Source organism: Desulfosporosinus shakirovi (genome assembly GCF_020595055.1).
Taxonomy (GTDB): Bacteria; Bacillota; Desulfitobacteriia; order Desulfitobacteriales; family Desulfitobacteriaceae; genus Desulfosporosinus; species Desulfosporosinus shakirovi.
In genome coordinates this window covers 25,043-45,013 of the sequence record NZ_JAJDOO010000036.1, presented here as the reverse complement: position 1 = coordinate 45,013, position 19,971 = coordinate 25,043, and the positions used below count along the sequence as shown (strand labels likewise).

19 protein-coding genes and 3 pseudogenes are annotated in these 19,971 nt (G+C 39.9%); 17 read left to right on the top strand and 5 right to left on the bottom strand.

Annotation, left to right across the window (positions count from 1 at the left end; translation table 11 throughout):
- Positions 1-166: 166 nt before the first annotated feature.
- The 4 genes and pseudogenes from LJE72_RS21590 to LJE72_RS21575 all read left to right on the top strand — a co-directional run.
- The gene (locus tag LJE72_RS21590) at positions 167-382 is read left to right on the top strand and encodes an Rpn family recombination-promoting nuclease/putative transposase (RefSeq protein WP_229250054.1); all 216 of its coding nucleotides are present in this window, start codon (positions 167-169) and stop codon (positions 380-382) included.
- Positions 383-482: 100 nt separating this feature from the next.
- Positions 483-680, top strand: a complete 198-nt coding sequence (locus LJE72_RS21585; protein WP_229250053.1) for an RpnC/YadD family protein — start codon at positions 483-485, stop codon at positions 678-680.
- Between the two features lie 287 nt (positions 681-967).
- Positions 968-1,114 carry a hypothetical protein gene (locus LJE72_RS21580; RefSeq protein ID WP_229250052.1) on the top strand — a complete coding sequence of 49 codons (147 nt, stop codon included), beginning with the start codon at positions 968-970 and terminating at the stop codon, positions 1,112-1,114.
- A 117-nt stretch (positions 1,115-1,231) separates the two neighbouring features.
- Positions 1,232-3,247, top strand: a pseudogene (locus tag LJE72_RS21575) (phosphoenolpyruvate synthase); the annotation flags it as partial.
- Between the two features lie 39 nt (positions 3,248-3,286).
- On the opposite strand, the gene LJE72_RS21565 reads toward LJE72_RS21575, so the two are convergent.
- Positions 3,287-3,499 (bottom strand): helix-turn-helix transcriptional regulator, encoded by a 213-nt coding sequence (locus LJE72_RS21565; protein WP_229250050.1) that lies wholly within the window; start codon positions 3,497-3,499, stop codon positions 3,287-3,289.
- Between the two features lie 254 nt (positions 3,500-3,753).
- Between LJE72_RS21565 and LJE72_RS21560 the strand changes: the two genes are divergently transcribed.
- From LJE72_RS21560 to LJE72_RS21515, 10 genes and pseudogenes are all read left to right on the top strand, one after another.
- Entirely contained in the window at positions 3,754-4,626 is an 873-nt protein-coding gene (locus LJE72_RS21560; RefSeq protein WP_229250049.1) for a radical SAM protein, read from the top strand.
- Positions 4,627-5,623: 997 nt separating this feature from the next.
- A pseudogene (locus LJE72_RS21555) lies at positions 5,624-6,347 on the top strand (CtkA family protein).
- 17 nt (positions 6,348-6,364) lie between these two features.
- Positions 6,365-6,534: pseudogene (locus LJE72_RS21550) on the top strand (PEP-utilizing enzyme); the annotation flags it as partial.
- 106 nt (positions 6,535-6,640) lie between these two features.
- Positions 6,641-8,563 carry an OPT/YSL family transporter gene (locus LJE72_RS21545; protein ID WP_229250047.1) on the top strand — a complete coding sequence of 641 codons (1,923 nt, stop codon included), beginning with the start codon at positions 6,641-6,643 and terminating at the stop codon, positions 8,561-8,563.
- A gap of 126 nt (positions 8,564-8,689) precedes the next feature.
- Entirely contained in the window at positions 8,690-9,052 is a 363-nt protein-coding gene (locus LJE72_RS21540) for a VOC family protein (protein ID WP_229250046.1), read from the top strand.
- Positions 9,053-10,289: 1,237 nt separating this feature from the next.
- Positions 10,290-10,853 (top strand): RNA polymerase sigma factor, encoded by a 564-nt coding sequence (locus tag LJE72_RS21535; protein ID WP_229250045.1) that lies wholly within the window; start codon positions 10,290-10,292, stop codon positions 10,851-10,853.
- A 1-nt stretch (position 10,854) separates the two neighbouring features.
- Entirely contained in the window at positions 10,855-11,259 is a 405-nt protein-coding gene (locus LJE72_RS21530) for a phage holin family protein (RefSeq protein WP_229250044.1), read from the top strand.
- A gap of 183 nt (positions 11,260-11,442) precedes the next feature.
- The gene (locus tag LJE72_RS21525; protein ID WP_229250043.1) at positions 11,443-12,006 is read left to right on the top strand and encodes an RNA polymerase sigma factor; all 564 of its coding nucleotides are present in this window, start codon (positions 11,443-11,445) and stop codon (positions 12,004-12,006) included.
- A complete protein-coding gene (locus LJE72_RS21520; RefSeq protein WP_229250042.1) occupies positions 11,996-12,760 on the top strand; it encodes a DUF4367 domain-containing protein in 765 nt (254 codons plus the stop codon). Before LJE72_RS21525 ends, LJE72_RS21520 begins: the two co-directional genes overlap by 11 nt.
- Before the next feature lie 104 nt (positions 12,761-12,864).
- Positions 12,865-13,110: a hypothetical protein gene (locus LJE72_RS21515; protein ID WP_229250041.1), complete on the top strand. Its 246-nt coding sequence runs from the start codon at positions 12,865-12,867 to the stop codon at positions 13,108-13,110.
- Between the two features lie 118 nt (positions 13,111-13,228).
- Here the strand turns inward: LJE72_RS21515 and LJE72_RS21510 are convergent, their stop codons facing one another.
- The 4 genes from LJE72_RS21510 to LJE72_RS21495 form a co-directional block, all read right to left on the bottom strand.
- A complete protein-coding gene (locus LJE72_RS21510; RefSeq protein ID WP_229250040.1) occupies positions 13,229-13,810 on the bottom strand; it encodes a hypothetical protein in 582 nt (193 codons plus the stop codon).
- 26 nt (positions 13,811-13,836) lie between these two features.
- Entirely contained in the window at positions 13,837-14,400 is a 564-nt protein-coding gene (locus LJE72_RS21505) for a hypothetical protein (protein WP_229250039.1), read from the bottom strand.
- Between the two features lie 93 nt (positions 14,401-14,493).
- Complete coding sequence (locus tag LJE72_RS21500; RefSeq protein WP_229250038.1) at positions 14,494-15,489, bottom strand: M28 family peptidase; 996 nt, start codon at positions 15,487-15,489, stop codon at positions 14,494-14,496.
- Positions 15,490-15,686: 197 nt separating this feature from the next.
- Positions 15,687-16,064, bottom strand: a complete 378-nt coding sequence (locus LJE72_RS21495; RefSeq protein WP_229250037.1) for an SH3 domain-containing protein — start codon at positions 16,062-16,064, stop codon at positions 15,687-15,689.
- Between the two features lie 588 nt (positions 16,065-16,652).
- Here LJE72_RS21495 and LJE72_RS21490 point away from each other — a divergent pair.
- The 3 genes from LJE72_RS21490 to LJE72_RS21480 all read left to right on the top strand — a co-directional run bounded on the left by LJE72_RS21490 (position 16,653) and on the right by LJE72_RS21480 (position 19,784).
- Complete coding sequence (locus LJE72_RS21490) at positions 16,653-16,832, top strand: hypothetical protein (RefSeq protein ID WP_229250036.1); 180 nt, start codon at positions 16,653-16,655, stop codon at positions 16,830-16,832.
- A complete protein-coding gene (locus LJE72_RS21485) occupies positions 16,810-17,214 on the top strand; it encodes a hypothetical protein (RefSeq protein ID WP_229250035.1) in 405 nt (134 codons plus the stop codon). Before LJE72_RS21490 ends, LJE72_RS21485 begins: the two co-directional genes overlap by 23 nt.
- A gap of 248 nt (positions 17,215-17,462) precedes the next feature.
- A complete protein-coding gene (locus LJE72_RS21480) occupies positions 17,463-19,784 on the top strand; it encodes a M14 family zinc carboxypeptidase (RefSeq protein ID WP_229250034.1) in 2,322 nt (773 codons plus the stop codon).
- Positions 19,785-19,971: the final 187 nt, after the last annotated feature.

Genomic DNA, 19,971 nt, shown 5'->3' with positions numbered 1-19,971 from the left:
TTTATTATTTATTTAATCATTATTTGGCATGTCGCTTCCCACAGGGAAGCGTGGATTGAAATATTATGTGTCATCTCAAATATTTCATAACTACCTGTCGCTTCCCACAGGGAAGCGTGGATTGAAATAATTTAGAAACATAAGGAAAGAAATTGTCAATGGCAATTTGGCCGAATCACCACCTATCTACAATACAAATTGGCAACAATTCATTAAACCCTTTTCCGATCTGCTATTCCAAACTAAAATCAATCATAAAGACGGCTATCTTTACCTTCTTTTTGAGCATAAAAGCTACCCCTCTCCCAAGATAGCCCTCCAATTGTATCTATCATGGCTTTTAATCAGCTGGAAAACCAAGGCAATGGGCGGAATACTTTGAGACTTTTATCCGTTACATCATGAATGCCAGGAATGATTTGGAATTTCGGACGGTCTACGAGCTAGCTAAAGAGATTTCTTTGGAAAGGAGTGAAGTCGTTATGACTATTGCGGAAAAGCTAATCACAGAAGGCATGGAAAAAGGCATGGAAAAGGGTATAGAGAAAGGCATAGAAAAGGGCATGGAGAAGGGTAAGCTGGAAGTGGCAGAAAATTTGCTGAGGCTAGGTATGGGAATCGATATGATTATAAAGGCTACAGGACTGAGTGAAGAGGAAATTAGAAAAATCATGAATTGACCACAGAAACTAAATTACCCTGGGCTGCACTAAGCAGCCCAGGGTAATTTAGTTAAGAACAGTTGTGGAGGTTGTAGCCACAATTTTTTATGGGCCCGCGTATTGCCACATACTCTTATTTTCCAACAGGACATCATGGGCCAAATTCTTCAGGCAGTGCTTGTGATTATAACATACAAAAATTGAAAAAATAGACTATTTGTTCCCATTGGCTACTGCTATAATGGGTCAGCGAAGGTTAGCCATCCCTCAAGATATTTAATGAAGAATTCAGTGACAAGGTAAAGATGGATAAGGGTGATCTTGTGGGAGAAGATGGATTGTATGATCAAGATAAGGTTAGAATACTGGTTATCGGCAATTTAGCGAAGAATGAAGTAACAACCACCCTACATTCATATGGAAGTAATTCCAGACTACCCCTTGAAGTGTGAATTGGTACCGTACCTCAGAAAGGTTAGAGACTTACTTCACATCATGAAAGTAGGAATCGCAAGGTTTAGATATAGCAAAGAAACCAAAAGAAATGTAATGGTTAGGAGAGGTATGGAATGAGTTCTCTTTTGCTCCTTGGCGGAAAAGGCTCAAATTTAGGGGAACTAACAAAAATCCATGGCATACAAGTACCGGAAGGATTTTGTGTTACTACCCAGGGATATCAAAAAGCCATGGAAGAAAACGAAAGGTTCCAAGCTTTGTTGGATCAACTAACTCTGCTCAACGTAGAGGATCGAGATCAAATTGGTGATATCAGCAGGAAGATTCGACAAATCATTAGGGAAGCAGAAATCCCTGCCGATGTTGTGCAAGCAGTTGCTCACTATCTCTCCCGATTTGGGGACGAACATGCTTATGCAGTGCGCTCCAGTGCGACTGCTGAAGATTTACCTCAGGCCTCTTTTGCCGGTCAACACGAACCTATTTAAATATTATCGGAAAAGAAGCAATCCTCAAGCATATCAGCAAATGTTGGGCTTCCCTCTTTACAGATCGTGGGGTAATCTAACGAATACAAAACGGATTTAACCACAGCCAAGTATATTTATCCGTTATCGTGCAAAGGATGGTTTTTCCACAGGCTTCAGGGATTTTATTTACCGCTGATCCCCTTACTTCTAGCCGAAAGCTGCTATCAATCGATGCTGGTTTTGGACTGGGAGAAGCCCTGGTCTCAGGCTTGGTCTCTGCCGATTGTTATAAAGTACGGGAAGAAGAAATCGCTGCTAAGCTGATAGCAACAAAAAAACTGGCCATCTATGGACTAAAAGAAGGCGGAACAGAGACCCAGCAGATCGATCCTGATCGGCAAAAGACTCAAACACTCACCGACCGGCAAATTTTACAGTTGGCACGCCTGGGAAGACAGATCGAAGCTTATTTCCGTTGCCCCCAGGACATTGAATGGTGTTTGGTTGATGATACATTCTTCATTGTCCAGAGTCGTCCAATCACTACTTTGTACCCCATCCCTTCAGCAGAGACCCAAGAGAATCACGTCTATGTATCTGTCGGTCATCAACAAATGATGACTGACCCCTTGAAACCATTGGGAACGTCCATATTCCAGTTAACATCGTTTGGACCCAGGTTTACAGCCGGAGGCAGGATGTTTGTTGATGTTACACCTATGCTGGCTTCCCCTGACAGCAGAAAAGCATTATTGAAGACTATGGGAGAACACGATCCCCTTATGAAAGACGCACTCATGACCATCCAAGGAAAATCAGGAACGGATCTCTTGGATTATATTCTGGAAGATATCCATCAATTGAAGAAGATTCTATTTGACCCCAAAAGTACGAGCGTGATTATGGCTGCTATGGATGCCAGCGTCTGGCTCAATGAAAAAATGAATCAGTGGTTAGGTGAAAAAACCCAGCAGACACACTTTCTCAATCTGTGCTCAACAATATTACATCAGAAATGGGTCTGGCGCTAATGGATGTGGCAGATGTGATTCGTCCTTATCCGGAAGTCACTGCTTTTCTTAATCAATACGGAATGCGCTGTGCAGGAGAAATCGATATTACCAAACCGCGTTGGAGTGAAAAACTTAGAGCCTAAGGCCGGCCAGCGGAAATTTGCGCAAGGGCAGCGTGTTGCTTTGCAAAAAGAACAGGAGTTATTGGGATCGATTGAAGCAGCTGCCGGAGGGTGAAGAAAAAGCCCAAGAAACCAAAAGTATGATCGACCTAATGCGGAATTACATCGGTTATCGTGAATATCCAAAATACAGCAGGATTAATCGCTACTTTGTTTATAAGCAGGCTTTGCTGAAAGAAGCCAAAGAGCTCCTCCAAGAGGGCGTTATTCAGGACAAAGAAGATATTTACTACCTCACACTTGAGGAACTTCGTGAAGTCGTAGACACCCAGAAACTGGATCCCCGGATACTAAGCCTTCGAAAAGACGAGTACAAATTCTATGAAAAACTAACTCCCCCCCGGGTTATCACCTCTGATGGTGAAATCATAACAGGGGAGTGCAAGCGAGAAAATCTCCCAGCGGAAGCTCTTGCAGGTCTGCCTGTTTCTTCCGGAGTTATAGAGGGCCAGGCACGGGTGATACCAACGGAAGTGTGTCCGATAAAATATAGCAGGGTTTTTTTAGCGTAGTTCATGAATATCCTCCTCAAAAAGAAATGCTTCTTCTATTGTCAAATGAAATATTTGAGAAATTTTGTGGGCAAGGAAAATGGAAGGGTTATAGCGGCCATTTTCTAATGAAATAATCGTTTGTCGAGTGACAGTGCATAATACGGCTAATTCTTCTTGCGTGATGCGTTTATCTCTACACAGTTTTTGAATACGGTTTTTCACCAGTGGATCCTCCAAAAAGTAAAGTCAACTTTACGTATAATGTCAAGTGAATTTATCATTATGTTAGGTAAGAACCTTTTTATATTGGAGAGACAAAGTTCCCCCTATTTCGCAGAAAAGTTATGAGATGATTAGGCATATAGCGCAACGTCTGCCAAGGAAATTAAAGTAGAGGAGTTGTCAGCAACCCCGTCCCGGGACGACCTGTAAGGAAGAAACCACCAGCGAATAGACTTTGCAAGGAGAGTGATTTCATGCGTTATGAAGGAACGGTCTATCGTCCACCCAGTGAAGCCGAAAGTTTGCTGATTCAAGCGACTATTGGCTGTCCCCACAATGATTGTACATTTTGTGGTATGTATCGGAACACAAAGTTTCGAATCCGGTCCGTGGCCGATATAAAAGAGGACCTTCTCATGGCCCGAGATTTTCATGGCAACAAAGTAAGGTCGATTTTTTTCCCCGATGGGAATACGATTTTGATGAAAACAGATCAGCTTTTAGAGATTCTTCACTATGCTCGGGAAATGTTTCCCTACTTGAAACGTATGACCGTCTATGGCTCTGCGAAATTCATGAAGTTAAAAAAACTCAATGAGTTTCGCCTTCTGAGAGAGGCAGGCTTAACCCGTATACACTCGGGAATGGAGAGTGGGGATGACGAAGTTCTTCGTAGGATTAAAAAAGGCTTCACTGCAGCTGAAATGATCGAAGAAGGTCTCAAGGTGAGAGAGGCCGGTCTTGAGCTGAGTGAATATATCCTCCTTGGGATCGGTGGACGTGAGCGTACTCAAGAACATGCTTTAGAAAGTGCTCGGGTTCTTAATGCCTTTACCCCGGATTTTGTTCGGTTCCGCACTTATGTTCCTTGGAAAGGGACGCCCCTTTATGAAGACTACCAACAAGGGCGATTTCACCTTCTCAGTCCCTACGAAGTATTAAGGGAAACCCGTCTTCTGATAGCTAACTTAGAAGGTCCTTTCGAGCTGCTCAGTGATCATATCTCGAATTATGCTCCAATTAATGGGAATATACCTAATGATAAGCCAGAGATGATTGAAAGCATAGATAGACTTTTAGTGGTACCAGAAGATAACTTTAAACAAATAGATTCCGGTCTTCTTTAGGTGGGTTGAACAAGAACATTGCAGCGGCAGTAAAAGCATACAATGGAATTTACTCCTTCAATGCCGAAGATAAAGTATTAAAAATGAGCATCATCCTAGAGTGTTAATGGGTGTGCACTTTTTAGCCCTGAAGAAGCCCTCGCCATGGGACTCTTTGTTTCCTAGATTCAGAGACTTGGCACAGGGCTGGGATTTTCAGAGCAGGGGTACCGGGTGGTTGTGGTGACGGTTGACATGTTTCCGTGGGCGGTGCACGTGGAGTGTATAATAGTGGTATATGTGTGATTCCTGAAAGTCATGGTATGAGCAGGTTTAAGAGCACGATTGTCTTTTTAGGGTGACAGAGCGTAGGGGGGGAACATATTAAGCCAGGTCGTTTTTAGTGGGACGGTCTGGCATTACTGTTTCTTGGAGGAAAAATAGGACTAATACTGTTTTTTGGAAGGAATATTAAGAAAGACGTAGAAAGGTTTCTACTGACATTCAATAAGTTCGGTCGGGCTCGAATAAAGCTAAATGTGTATTGCAAAGATGAAATTAAGCTGTTAGCAAAATTTGAAGGACAGTACGTAATGTTTAGGTAGCTATAAGGGTATTATAGATTTTGTCATAAGCCCCGTAAGGCATTGCAGATATGACAATTGCTAAGGTTTTGGAATTTGTAGGAGCACGATAACCAGATGTACTGAGATTAATCGAAACCTACCAGTGTGAGTAGTCCCCGCCGGGGTGGATGTCTTGTTAACAGGCTCGTTTGTATAAACTAAGGTTATTAGTATTAGTCATAGAACGATGCAAGATTTCGCAATCTGTTCAGACCATCCATGGGTGCTTCTTGTGGAGTGCGTGGTAGTGCTTATTTGTGATTTCTGAAGGCCTTGGTATGAGCGGGACTGACGATGGCTAGAAAGATAAAAGAATAAGCCGTGAAAAATATCCGTGCCCTAAGTGCGCTAAGTATTGAAATCGAACATTAACCCAGTTAAATTAATCTTTTATTAACGCTTATGGTGGGGCAAATGGGAATAAAATCAATATTCTTTATGAGGGCAATAGCTATATGCTTAAATTCCCGCCTGTCCCAAGTCGCAATAAAACCATGAGTTACACCAACGGATGTATCAGTGAATACCTTGCCTGCCATATCTTTGCATCCCTCAGATTCAAAACCCAGGAGACCCTGTTCGATACCTATACTGATCCACGGGGGAAGGAAAAATCAGCTTCGGGACTTCTTTTGGGATATGTTTATTGCCGATGCACTGCTTGGTAATTTTGACAGGTACAATGGAAACTGGGGCATTCTTGTAGATGAACAGTCTAAGACGGCTGAAATTGCCCCCGTTTACGACTGTGGCTCCTGTCTCTACCCGCAGCTTGCAGCCAAGGATATGGGGGATGTCCTGAACAGTGAAGATGAGATTGACAGGCAGGTTTATGTTTTTCCTGCCTCGTCCATTGAGGAAGACGGAAAGAAAATTTCTTACTTCGAAATTATCTCTTCCCTGAGAAATCCAGACTGCACGGCGGCTCTAAAAAGAGTTTCTGCACGGATTGATATGGGAAAAATTCGCATGCTCGTTGATAAAACACCGACACTGCTTCCAGTACAAAAGGAGTTTTATACTGTAATAATTTCAGAGCGAAAGGCAAAAATCATTGATTACAGCATGGAACAACTCATGAAACTGGACAGACAGGAGCTGGGGCGAGAGGATTGAAGCAGTTGCCGGATGGATCCATAAAAGGCCTGGTCACCGAAGTTGGGGGACTGATGACCCATAGAGCAGTGATTGCCCGGGAATACGGCTTACCGGCAGTTGCTGGAATGGAAATTATACCAAACTGATCAAAGATGGGCAACGGATTCGCGTCCATGGAACAGAAGGGTATGTAGAAATCCTATAAAGTGGAGAAGATGTCGTCTTCCTCTTCCAACTGATATTTTACCTCACAACATATTTTTCAAATTAGGTGACAATACTACAAAGAAAAATATGTTGTGAGGTATATTGTGGATAATAAGTTATCTAAAGATGCATATGGCGGCGTAGCCGGAAAAGACTATGTACCTTTCATTTCCGGCGGTTCTAAAAAATCTGGTGGAAACGCCGCAGTATTAACAATCGGCATTGTGTTGGCGGCTTTGTTTGCAGCTTCTACTGCCTATTCAGGGATGAAATCGGGTCTTACAGTTGCAGCCGGTATTCCAGGTTCGATAATAGGCTCCGCACTTATAGCTGCCTTTGCCAAACAAAAGGGTATTCTTGGGAAGAACCTAATTCAAGGGATGTCAAGTGGCGGGGAATCAATTGCCAGTGGGATGATATTCGTTTTACCGGCCATTATTTTAATAGGTTCAAAAGCTTCTTTTTTAGAAGGTTTTGTTGTTGGGGTAGGCGGCGTCTTATTCGGTATAGCCATAGCTTCCCTAGTTCATAATTACTTAATCGTTGAAGAACACGGTGAATTAATGTACCCTGAGTCAATGGCTATCTCTGAAACACTTGTAGCTTCAGAAAGCGCCGGAGAATCTCTTAAGTACATGGGAATAGGGTTTGGAATAAGTGGTGTCATAACTATTATAACGGGTTCATTTTTAAATGTCGTTAACAACGTTATAAGCTACGTCAACGAATCCTTTTACAAGTGGAGATTTCAAGTTGAAGTTAATCCCTTATTATTAGGCATCGGATTCATAGTTGGCATGGAAGTTTCTTTAACCATGTTTGCTGGTTCGATTTTATCGAACTTCGGTATTTTGCCTCTAATTGGTTACTTCTCTGATCTGGCAAAAGGTGGCGTAACCGTATGGAATAATCCTGGAGTTGCGATAAACGCTATGAAAGTTAGTGATATAGCCGGTAGTTATGTAAAATATATCGGCGCAGGTATGATGCTTTCCGGCGGTATAATTGGTGCTGTAAAGTTAATACCTACTATAATATTTTCAATTAAAGAAACTCTCAACGCTAAGTCAGCAAACAATGATGATAGCTCATCTGCCACAAACTTAATCCTACTTTGTGGTATAATCGTAGGTCTTATTGCAGGTTTCCTGGTATCCGGCGGTAACATACTAATGGCCGTAACCGCTTCTGTTTTATCATTATTCTTATCATTATTATTTGTCATTGTTTCAGGTCGTTTAACAGGTACTATTGGAACTTCCAACCTTCCTGTATCTGGTATGACTATAGCTTCTTTAGTTCTTGTAACCTTTTTATTCGTTGTAATGAAATGGACAAATCCTGAAAGCAACAGGTCTTTACTTCTCTTTGGTACATTCATCGTTACAGCTATAGCAACAGCCGGCGGTTACTGCCAATCCCAAAAAGTTGCTTTCATAATAGGCGGAGACAAAAACGAAATGCAAAAATACTTCGCCATAGCGGGTATCGTTGGCGTTGTAGTTGTAACCGGTACTATATTATTACTTTCCAATCAACTTGCCATGACCGGTGATAACGTTCCCTTTGCCCTGCCTCAAGCTAACTTAATGGCAACCTTAACAGCTGGTATAATCTCAGGAAAATTACCTTGGGTCATGATTATTTTTGGTGTTATTATGGGAATCGTTTTATTCTTTCTAAACCTGCCTATAATGACAGTTGCTATAGGATTCTACTTACCAATTTCTACAACTTCCATAATTTTAGTAGGTGCCTTAATTCGTTCCCTCATAGAAAGAACTTCCACATCGGAAAAGGAAAAAGAAGTTAAAGTATCTAATGGAATAAGCTTATCTTCCGGGCTGGTAGCTGGTGGTTCCATAATAGGACTTATTGGTATAATACTTCAAGTATTAGGTGTTATAAAAGGAAGTGAGCCAAGGGGCTTCGCTGCTTCTAACGGTATGGCAAGTATGATATTAGTGATTCTGGTAGTTGCCACCATAATACCTATAATTACCAGTAGGGTGAAAGACGCTAAATAACAACGAAGGAAAATCAAGTATCAACTTCAAAATTTGGAAAAACGGTATGGTTTCCTCATCTTAAGAAAATGAGAGCTATGTCCAAATTATAGGGTAACAATTCTGATTTAAGGGAGGCTTAGTCCTATGAAATTCTGCTGGAGCACATTAAGGGTCGCAAATCTAGAAGAATCTTTAAAGTTTTATCAGGAAATAGTGGGCTTGAAATTAGTTAATAGGTTTTCTGCAGGACCGGGGGTTGAGATAGCCTTTTTAGGAGACGGAGAAACAAAGATTGAATTGGTCTGTAACGCAGCCAATACGAAAATTAATTGTGGGACAGATATTTCTTGGGGATTTGAAGTAGAGTCTGTGGATGAATTTATGACATTCCTGAAAGAAAGAGGAATAGAAATTCAAAGCGGACCGTTTCAGCCCAATCCTCACACAAAGTTTTTCTTCATTAATGATCCCAATGGATTCAAACTTCAATTTGTAGAGAATAAGTAATTTAGTCAATTCACCCCGTGAGGGTACCATGCCCGAGGTTCATTGGTTAAAAGGAGAAGACCTTTTGATCAAGATCGAACAGAATAATTGAGGGTGAATAAAGTGCTTTCGAATTTCTTTCTGCGAAAGAAACTAAATATACTCGCACGTTTTAAAGACCGGCTAGGCATAACAACCTAGTCGGTCTTTCCTTTTTACATTGTGTCACCAAAGGCATACTATGTTAACTTTTTTCCTTGATTAATAATCTCTTATAGATCTAATCTCCACATGCCTCCAAACTCACGGGCAAATGATTTTTCAGAAACCTTGAGCGCTTCGATTTTTCAGAAGATGTTTTTGAAAAGCTGAAGGCTGTCAGAATGGTGCTGGTTGGAATGGGCGAAGAAGCAGTACCCGATTTACAAAAGCTTGATAACCGGGAGGGGGTGCAAAACTGTGATGAAAAACTATGATGAGGCTCACGCCTCCAAACTTCATAAAAAGGTAAATATATAAGTTTGGTTGAGAATTAGTTGTAGCTTTTGCTATGTTCGGAATTACACTAATGAAACAAAGAATTCAGTAACTGCAATGGTGGAATAAAAGAAAGACAAGCATTTTAGGGTTTTAGTCACCAGATATTAGCGTGAGTAAGCCTTCTCTGTGGGAAGATTTCAGTAGGCTTCGGATGAATGCCTGAAATAGACGTAGGAAATAACGTTATCGCTATAACCTCCATAAATACACAAATAGGATAGGAACCAACATTTGTCGTTGCATGGGGATTAGTCTCTTGTACCAAATAACTATCACAATGGACAAATACGCAATCATCGCGTTGCGCTAATACGCGTGAAAGATAACCTATAAACACCTCCCAACTCACCAAATTGTCTTTCTATGAATAGAGTATTATTTTAAGTTCTGAAAATATTCAGATGTTGTCCTGAACATAAAAAAGGAAATAATTGATGATTAACAATAATGTTAAAGTAAGCAAAACACGTAGTGACGGTATGTCAGTCAAAATTAAACCTTTTCTTTATTGCTGACAATAAATTGCGTTCGATATTGTACATATAGCATATCTCCCAAGGAGTGTAAAAAGGCAGGAATTTCGAATGAATCAAACGAAATTCTCTGCTTTTTTTGTTTCTATTGGTATAAGGTGGACGATAAAAATTAACTTTGTCTACGTTAACGTTTACAAAACTGGACCACCCATCTCTTTAGCAGTCGAAGGGTGGTATGCTTGATGACTGTTGACCTGATTGCCCAATCACAGACAGGTGATAGCGGCGCGACCTTAACGCTATTAAAAAAATTCGATCCGTTGCTAAGAAAGTATGCTTATAAACTCTATTATGACGATGCCTATAACGACCTTCTTTTTGATTTCGTTGAATTTCTCTATTATTTTCGGCTTGATCGTATGCGCAATATAAGCGAAGGGACTCTGGTTTCCTATATATGCACATCTATACACAGCAACTATGTAAAACGATTAACAGCTTTAAAAAAACGTTGCGATTTTTTTCCGTATTCGGCCCTTAGTGACAGCCAACTATATTATGCTGAAGCTACATCATCTACCACTGACACATATTTCGAACTCGAATTGACAGGTATTGAAAATGCACTGACTGAATCGGAAAATTCAATTGTCAAAATGATCTATCTTTTGGGCTATACCGTAACCGAGACCGCATTTATTCATAGAATTAGCCGACAAGCAGTAAACCAAACAAAAAAGAGAGCTTTGCAAAAATTAGAGAAATGGTTTGAACAATCTTCGGACAAGGATTGGAGGAGGGATTAAAGTGGATACGGTTTTAAGTAATTTCAAAACATTGGTTGTTCTGTTAGGAGGCGTTTTGGGATGGTTATTAGGTGGCTTTGATTCTCTTGCTTATGCGCTGGTTGTGTTTCTAGCAATTGATTATATAACTGGTGTTCTGTTGGCAATTTATGAAAAGAAAGCTTCGAGTGATATCGGATTTAAAGGCATATGCAAAAAAGGAGTAATATTTACCCTTGTTGCCTTGGGGAACATTATTGATCAATACATCTTTGGTTCAGGCAGTGCTTTCAGGACAATGTTGATTATGTTTTATCTGTCCAATGAAGGCATCAGCATACTTGAAAATGCCGCAAAAATGGGGGTGCCGTTTCCACAAAATCTGAAAGATGCTCTCCTTCAGATTGCCGATACAGATAAAAAATAAAATGTTCTTAGAATAAGTCCGGCAGGCAATGATTTAATTAGTACGTTTAATGCTAACTCAAATCTGTAGGTCTTGAATTATGCAGTAATGACCAACTCTCTGCCTGGATTGCCTAAAAAACATTGGTTTTGCACAATTGTTATAATTAAATTATGTTATTATTAGTATCAAAGGAGTGATTTGATGATAATCGCCGCACTGGAAGACGATGACGATAAGACATTTATGCTGAACTTATATCAGGACTATTACGGTCTCATACGGAAGACCGTTTACAGTATTACACATGATGCGGACAATGCAGAAGACCTGATCAACGATATTTTTGTAAAACTGATTGAAAAGGTTTCTTTAATTCGAACTCTAGACGGCTGCAAAACAGCAACTTATGTTGTCTATACTTCTAGAAGTGTGGCAATTAACTTTATAAAACACAGAGACGTACAGAAAAAGCATGTGTACTACGGAGAGGGCGTTGGCTTGGCTGAAGCGATTTCTGGCCCTGAAGACACCATAGAAAACGGGATAATTCAACAGGAAGAAATAGAAGAAATGGGGAATGCCATATTAAGGCTTCCAGAGAAACAAAAAGATTTGTTATATTTTAAATACATATTGGAAATGGATGACGCGGAAATAGCAGAAATTTTAAAAATATCTCCCGATAGTGTCCGACAGTATTTGACAAGAGCCCGAAGAAAAGCAAAAAAGCACATAGATAAGGAGATGAGAACGTATGCCGAATAACAGTTCTGAACAAATTAGGAAAAAACTTTATGAAGAATATGAAGATAGTATGTTTAGATTGGTCATGCACGACGCTGCAGAAAAAGAAGGAAAGCTTTTTCTGGCAGAAAAAGAAAAGCTAAGAAATGCTCCAGAGTCTCTACCTTCCGAGGAAACATTTAAAAGATTTAGCAAACAACTGGAGGGTCAGTTAAAAAAGCATAAGGCTTATGCCAGAAGGCGGCGCATGTTTAAGGCATTGAACAAAATTGCTGTAGCCATGCTAGCTGTGATTGTTATATTGTTTACCACCGTGGTGACCGTGCAGGCAGTTAGAGTCAGGGCGCTGAATTTTTTAATGGATATCCAACCGAAATATACGTCGTTTCAATTAAAAGAAAGCGACAGCGGTTCGGACAACGGAGGTTCGGTTGTAGGCTGGACCAATGCTTATGTTCCCACCTATATACCGGATGGATATAAAGTCAGTAATAGTTCTAATGGCAAACTTTTAAAGAAAATTGAATTTAAGAATCAGCAGGGCTCACTTATCACTTATACGGAATTAAGCGAAGGCAGCAGCCCTGCATTAGATACGGAAAATGCTTCCGACTTTGAAACAGTGAGTATTAACGGGCATAAGGGAACGCTTGCCGTGAAGAACTCCCTAGTTACAATTATCTGGGAAATGAATAACGGCATGTTTATGATTCGAGCACAGACGAGTAAAGACACGGCGATGAAGATGGCAGAAGGAGTAAAATATGTAGATTAAAAAATTTGTTACCAAAAACCTTCTTTGTTGTCTTTTGTTATTGAAAAATACGAGTAGGTAATTTATTATTATAAGTTTTATCGTCAAATAGCCCTTTCTGGTGCATGGATTTCAATAGAGAGAACAGCGAACAAGTCTATACTCTGGATGGTTCTCAAATTGATTCCTTTATCGTGTATAACAACAGGGTATACACGGAGGAGTATAATAACACGTTTTTTCGTATGTATATTTCGGTTGATTTGGAGGGCGGGGAAAGCGGCGGATCTTTAATTATCGGAGCCTGGGAGGCGGGGGACAGGAAGGTAATTTCAACGGCGCGATGGATGGCATGCACATCATGGGCATAAATGTGACTCCAGTCTATTATAAGGAGTCTAAAGAAACAAGCCCACCAAAATAGGTAGGCTTGTTTCTTGGAATTTGTAGACTATTTTAGTAGATTTTCCGAACCCTTAATTTTTTATTTTACTTTGCATCAGGATTTGAAATTTTTATTTTTGGTTTCATACCATCGATAGGAATTTCTGTCTTATTACCCTTTTCATCCTGATAAATTACTTTGGTAAAAGTCTCTTCATCAGCATCCACTTGTAATAGTTTTCCTATTTTAAATTCTCCAGGACTATAAAGTTCATTTTTTTCTTTAGCATATTGTTTTGCTACCTCACGGGTCATTTTATAAGATTTTTCAATTGACTCATCTGTTTTTAAGTCATAAACTTTACCGGATGATCCGACGAAAGCTGCAATATATCCTTTTGGAACAAATGCTCTATCTTTACCGTTAATATTTCCAAAGCTGATCAATACTTCTGCTGTTTTAAATTCAGGGTCATCTTGAAATGGCTGTGAACCAAATGATATTTGTGTAACAGTAAGTTTCATGTCACTTTTGGTCATTTGATTTGCTTTAACTATAACGTTATCATCATTTGAAGCACTAGCAACAATTGGGTCGTTTATATTGGCATTAATGATGATTGCACTAGTTAAGAAAAAAATCCCTAAAACGGGAACAATAAAGATTTTTACGATTTTAGATTTCATAATTAACCTGCCGCCTTTCATTTAATTTATGATAGTGGGTTTAGTTGAAGGTAATAGTTGGATGGTGAAGTTGTCCTAAAGTTAGTGTGAACAAATACAGTTCCATCAGAATCAAAGTCATAAGCTGTCACATATATACCTCCTGAATAGTAGTTATAAAGTCTTAGATAAAGAAGGTTGGAATAAAGATACTGCCCGTACTCACCAACATTTATTGAAGCATTGGTTGGTACTTCATAGCCTGATGGAGTTTCACTTTCTGATCTGTAAATGTTTAAAGCAACTTTTGCTCCTACAGAACCAGCTGAAGCGATATTGCCATTCGACCAACCATTTACAATCGAAGATGTTGTATATTTCCATCCTCTGAGCTTTTGCCAATTACCAGAGTAATCGAGATATGCAAGAGCTTCTCCTAAACCCATAGACATAAGTACAGTTGAGCTGGAATTAGCATTTTGATATAAATTAAGACCATTATTATAAGTCATTCTCAGAGGACCATCTTGAGCAGCATAAACAGGGAGTACTTGTGATAAAAGAATGAATACAACAGAAATCATTGTTAATAAAGCTTTTTTGGATTTCATTTTTCAACAACTCCTTAATTTTCAAACAATAAGAAACTAGTACCTTCCTTGTTTTATATGTTGACCCTGGAACAAAAGCCTATACTCTCAGGGTTATTTGATTTGTAGGAGAACCTTTGAAACAATGTCAGCTACTACTTTTAATTTTGTTTTATCTATTCTGGAAATCTCGTCTGGTAAATCTTTTCCGGTTTCGTCTATAACCGGATATTGAGCAATGGTTAAGGCGGGAATGTCTGCTTTCCAAAAAGAAATATAATCACTTGTCGGGCCTTTTTGGATTGGCATATCATAATTGGCGAATAACTTGGAAACTTCATTTTCTTCGCCATTGACAGTTCCTAGAATGGCTTCGTTAGCACCCTCTTCACCGATGCAATCTAAGTTAATATTAGCAATTATATGTTGGCGTTCATCGTCTGTTAACTCGTTCACATAGTACCTGGAGCCATACAAATAATTCTCTTCTCCGGAAAATAACAAAAAACGCACTTCTTTTTGACTAGAATAATTTACGATTTGTCTTGCTATTTCCATTAATACAGCTACGCCAGATGCGTTATCTATGGCGCCTGTACTATGGATGGTTGTATCATAGTGCGCACTTACAATTATAATATCTGCACTATCTGGGGTAGCCGGTTTTTTTATTGCTATCAAGTTTTGACTTGTCCCATCGGGTTTGTCAATATTAAAGTCGAAGAACTTGCCGTCTCGAAAAGGGATATTATTGAGTTTCAAGCTTTGCAATACATAGGGAAACTCTTGAACTTCCGTAGTATAACCGTATGACTCCAACTCTGACTTCAGATCCTCACAGGCTGCTTTTTCTTCTTGGGACCCAATTGGGCGGATCGTTCGAGTTAGCTTTACTATAGTATTCATCATTTTATTTTCATCTGTGGACAAGGAACTGATATCATCAGGACTTATCAAAGACGATTTATCGGAATTTACTGTAGCATTATTTGAGTTAAGCTCAACATTTTTGGAGGAATTGCTACACCCGGTGATCATGAAAATAAGGACTGCCAATACTATGATAAATTGTGGGAGAATAAATTTATTCGTCACCATGGTTTTATTCAAAAGATTAACCTCCATATTTTGTTTTACAATTTCATGGCAAGTAAAAAAGCTACTTGGCTCCTCTCCTTTTGGGTAGTTTTCTGGAAAGCAAGACAGGTTTTGTTCAACTTTTTAATCTGGTTAGTGTGAAGAAGAGACAAGTAAGCTAACGAATATTAGAGAAGGAACTTCCTCCTTACCTAATATGCTAAGAATCTTTAATATTCCTGTATATAATTCTCATCTACATATCCCTGTAAAGTTCCCTTGTAAATAGGTGTCCATGGAGCGGGAACATCCCATGGCAATTCAGAATTATACCATACTACGTCGCCCTTATATACTTGGCCAACTATTGAATAACTCGTCCCTGGACCACTCCTGACATTCAAAACTGATGCTGTGACATGATAATGAATACTGAGGATACCTGTTGGATTGCTTGTGCTATTTTCAATTACTGAACTGACAGGGGCTGCCGTTTTATCGGTTCCGTTACTGGCGAGAGTTTCTGCCATAGCAAGGGGTGTCGTTCCCAATAATAGAGCTGAACAAAATACACCTGCAGCAATTTTATTTTTAACTCCATTTTTCATTATTCTAATCCTCTCCTTTAAAATAATTTCCAAGTGAACTCAAATTGTAGTTAGCGAGTATATCAAAGCTTCTAAAGTTCTCCATGCCCTTGATATGGGAAGCAACCGAATTGGTCAATTGATGATCGGAGAAGCACGGCTGAGTAAGTGTGATTGCATCCCCACATCGACTCCTATCCTTATGCCGGAATCTGGATTTTTTGTTTTCATGTTAACACCCCCTTAGATTATATTTATCTTAATCAAAAGCATATTGGCCTTTGATAAGAACAAAGAAACTTCTATTTTCCACCACAGTTCTGGGAGCATCTGTTTGAACGGAGTGTACATGATTCAAAAAATCAAACTGAAGCAAGTCTAGTTAGTTCCGATATGTAATGTTTTCCATAATAGGTTTTCTTATCTATAAAGACAATCTAGAAAAGCTTTTGCAACACTTATTTCTGAAAATTTTTTATCAAGTTATAATTAGCTATTTTAATAATGTCATTGTATTTTTTGCCACCAATTCTCGTCTGGATGTCTGTGAATCCTTTATCGTATCGATAAGCTATCGCTTGAATTTCTGAATCAAGGAAGCAGATAGAAATGTCAAGCACCTCAACCGTTTATCATGGACCTGATTCCAGCAAATATGCCTCTGTCGGTAGTGTAGGTCTTAATGAAGCCGTTCAAGTTTATGACATGGAAAAAACTGGTTTTTTTATCGAATACTTTGTTGGTAAATTAACCAAGAAAAGAGGCTATGTCTCGTATAAACCAGATTAACAATTCGCCAACTGTAGCTGGTAGTGTCCCCACAAGATCATTTACGGGCTATGCCGATGTTTCCAACCAAATGCTCACGGTCTTTACCGGTCCCGGAACGGCAATCGTATACCCCTCTCCGGGTACAGTCTACTCTGGTGAAGGATTCACCCACTTCAACGAGACCAGTCGCAGCTACACCTATGTTGAATACAGCACTTCATCGGGCACACAAAGGGGATATGCCCTAACCAGCCAACTAGCGGACAGAAGTATAGGTGTACTGCCCAACGTTGCATCAACTTCAACCACAGTTTTTATCGCACCCCACAACAGTTATGGAATGCTTAAAAAGGCCGTACTAGTGTGTTATGACGCTAGTACGGCCTTTTTTATACTTTAAAAGATATCCGACTAAAATTCCTTATACCGCTTCAACTGCCCATTAACCTCACTCTGGCACTCGTAAACCTTCATCTTATTCTCGGCAAATTTTTCTTCTGATATTCTGAGGACCCGCTCCACTTTGACCACATTTGCCGATGAGTCTCGTAAAATTTTAAAGACGCGGTTTACAAATACCAGCAGTCTCTCTCTTTAACAATTGAATTAGCTAATTCAAAACAATTAGTGGAAAGAAGGAAAATGAAAATGTCTACAAATGTATACGGTGGTCCTGGAAAAAAAGCATATGCTGTTGTTGGTTATTTAGATCTATTCGATTCCTACACTGTCTTATGGAATGAATATGGATGGAAGTATATTGAATATCCATCCGGAGCTAAGAAAAGTAGAGCCTACCTTGAAGGAGGCACTCAGGATCCTTTCCCCAGTTCTTTTGCATCCGGTGTTGTAGGCACAATGAGCTCGAAGCAATATGTTTATGGCGGTCCAAATATTACGACCTATACCCAAACCGGTTCTGTTTCAGCTAATGAAAAAGTAACGGTGCTTATCCCAAATACATCGAATTTTGCATTGATTGAATATAGCACAGGCAGCGGTACTAAAAGAGGTTATATACAGACTGGAACCTTTACTACAAGCACTACCGCTTTGGCTAAAATGTTACAGGATTCTCCGACCTATTCAGAACCCTATATGTTCGGTTATCAGACCGGTTTGCTCTACGAGGAAGAGTATGTTGTTATTTTACAACAAAACGATATAATGTCCTACGTTGAGTATAATACCAACAGTGGAAGAAAGCGGGCTTATGTTTTCACGTTTAGACTAGATAAAATTAATACTTCAGCCCAGGTGCCAAGCCTTGAAGTGACTAATGATTATTTCTATGCGTTTTTGGTAAACCAAGCAGACGTTTATGGTGGCCCAAGCCAAAGCAACTATGCCCTGATAGGATCTGTTGGCCCCCAAGAGGATATTGGTATGATTCATAAGGAAAACGAATGGATATATATACAATATGCAACTTCTGGAGGAGCAAAACGAGGGTATATTCAGATTTCTTCAGATTTAAGATTTTATTCTGGTCAAGGTACAGTTGCCGACCTCTTTGACAAAACTAACAGTTATACGGGATGGGCTGATCTAACAAATGCTGCGACGCAGGTATATGCGGGTCCAAGCACAAGTTACGCTTCAATTGGCAGCTTGGCAGCCAATGAAGGCGTTGCGGTTTTTGCGGGTGCAGAAAATTCTTTCTACCAGATCGAATACACAACTGCCGCTGGCCCGAAACGCGGGTTTATTCCAAACAGCGCTTTGAATCATTACAATTTGGGCGGACTGGCTATTGTTAATGACGATACAATTGTCATATATTATACCCCCGATTTGGTTTCAACAACTCCCCAATACGGGGCAATAGGCGCGGGAGAATATGTTGTTATCCTGGAGAAAAATGATAGTAGATGTTATATTGAATATAACACCTCATCCGCCAGGAAGCGGGGGTACACGACTGCTGCAGGGTATACCTTCAAAAACATGGGAAATGTTGGGCCGCTCCCCAATCTGTCAAGCGACACATATATGGCAAACGCTGACATCCCTGTCTATGCTGGGCCGAGCAGTGCCTATTCCCAAGTCGGTAGCCTAAATCAGTATGAGCCTGTCATTCGGTTAACGGCTAATGTATTGGGCTATTCCTATATTCAATATACGGGGTCAAACACAACCAAACGCGGCTATGTCCTTTCATCTGGTTTATCCTCTTATCAAGTAGTTATTCCTGATTTCACCTGTGCGAATGTTACTAAAGGGGTCTACGGGCAAAGTGGGGCCGGAAGGAATTTGGAATACTATCAGATTGGAAACGGAAATAAACGTCTGTTCTTAAACTTTGCTATCCATGGATTCGAAGACAATTTTAATCAGGATGGAGCCGAATTGGTTGATGTTGCGGGTGGTGTAATCGAGATGCTTTCCGAGAATATTGCTTCTGTAAATAGCCATGATTGGACAGTGTTTGTTATTCCAGTTGCTAATCCTGACGGGCTAATTGACGGAACTACAAATGACGGACCTGGACGCTGTACGACATGGCGTTACGGGGATACACGGAATGTACTCGTACAAGGCGGAGTTGACCTGAACCGAAGCTTTGATATCAATTTTGTTGTCAACACCAGCTCACGAAACTACACGGGGCATCAAGCAAACTGGGCAAAAGAGTCAGAAGCACTAAGAGACTTTATTATTGCTCATAAATCTATTACCGGCAGGAATGTTTTCATTGACAGTCATGGATGGTTGCAACAGATTTATACTGTAGATGGAAGTCAGGCTTATTTGTCTAGGCTCTTTAAACAATACTTTTCTCAAAATTCTCAGCTCCTATTAAATGGTGCCAATGGCTATGTATCTCTTTATGCTTACTCTTTAGGAATGGAAGCTTGTTTATTTGAATTTCCAACAAACGTAGCACATCATGCGGATATGCAGGTATTGGGCTACAAAACTGCTTTCGTAAATGCCATTTTGGACCTCGTTAACGAAGCACCATATTAATTCACTCTTAAGTGTATCCTAGATGTTTTCTTGGATGTATCCCTAAAGGGACCCTTAACAAGGGTCCTTTTCCTATCGTTTTCACCCTAAGCCTTGCTATATATAATCTCTAAAAGTCTCCTGTATCTGGAAGCTATGCTATAATATAATTATTAACTGTTGCAAAATCCGAAAATGGCTGTCTTTA

Coding starts and splice junctions, on each gene's coding strand:
- LJE72_RS21585 (WP_229250053.1), top strand. CDS start 483: ATGACTATTGCGGAAAAGCTAATCACAGAAGGCATGGAAAAAGGCATG.
- LJE72_RS21580 (WP_229250052.1), top strand. CDS start 968: ATGGATAAGGGTGATCTTGTGGGAGAAGATGGATTGTATGATCAAGAT.
- LJE72_RS21560 (WP_229250049.1), top strand. CDS start 3,754: ATGCGTTATGAAGGAACGGTCTATCGTCCACCCAGTGAAGCCGAAAGT.
- LJE72_RS21540 (WP_229250046.1), top strand. CDS start 8,690: ATGAAATTCTGCTGGAGCACATTAAGGGTCGCAAATCTAGAAGAATCT.
- LJE72_RS21535 (WP_229250045.1), top strand. CDS start 10,290: ATGACTGTTGACCTGATTGCCCAATCACAGACAGGTGATAGCGGCGCG.
- LJE72_RS21525 (WP_229250043.1), top strand. CDS start 11,443: ATGATAATCGCCGCACTGGAAGACGATGACGATAAGACATTTATGCTG.
- LJE72_RS21520 (WP_229250042.1), top strand. CDS start 11,996: ATGCCGAATAACAGTTCTGAACAAATTAGGAAAAAACTTTATGAAGAA.
- LJE72_RS21515 (WP_229250041.1), top strand. CDS start 12,865: ATGGATTTCAATAGAGAGAACAGCGAACAAGTCTATACTCTGGATGGT.
- LJE72_RS21510 (WP_229250040.1), bottom strand. CDS start 13,810: ATGAAATCTAAAATCGTAAAAATCTTTATTGTTCCCGTTTTAGGGATT.
- LJE72_RS21505 (WP_229250039.1), bottom strand. CDS start 14,400: ATGAAATCCAAAAAAGCTTTATTAACAATGATTTCTGTTGTATTCATT.
- LJE72_RS21495 (WP_229250037.1), bottom strand. CDS start 16,064: ATGAAAAATGGAGTTAAAAATAAAATTGCTGCAGGTGTATTTTGTTCA.
- LJE72_RS21490 (WP_229250036.1), top strand. CDS start 16,653: ATGTCAAGCACCTCAACCGTTTATCATGGACCTGATTCCAGCAAATAT.
- LJE72_RS21485 (WP_229250035.1), top strand. CDS start 16,810: ATGTCTCGTATAAACCAGATTAACAATTCGCCAACTGTAGCTGGTAGT.
- LJE72_RS21480 (WP_229250034.1), top strand. CDS start 17,463: ATGTCTACAAATGTATACGGTGGTCCTGGAAAAAAAGCATATGCTGTT.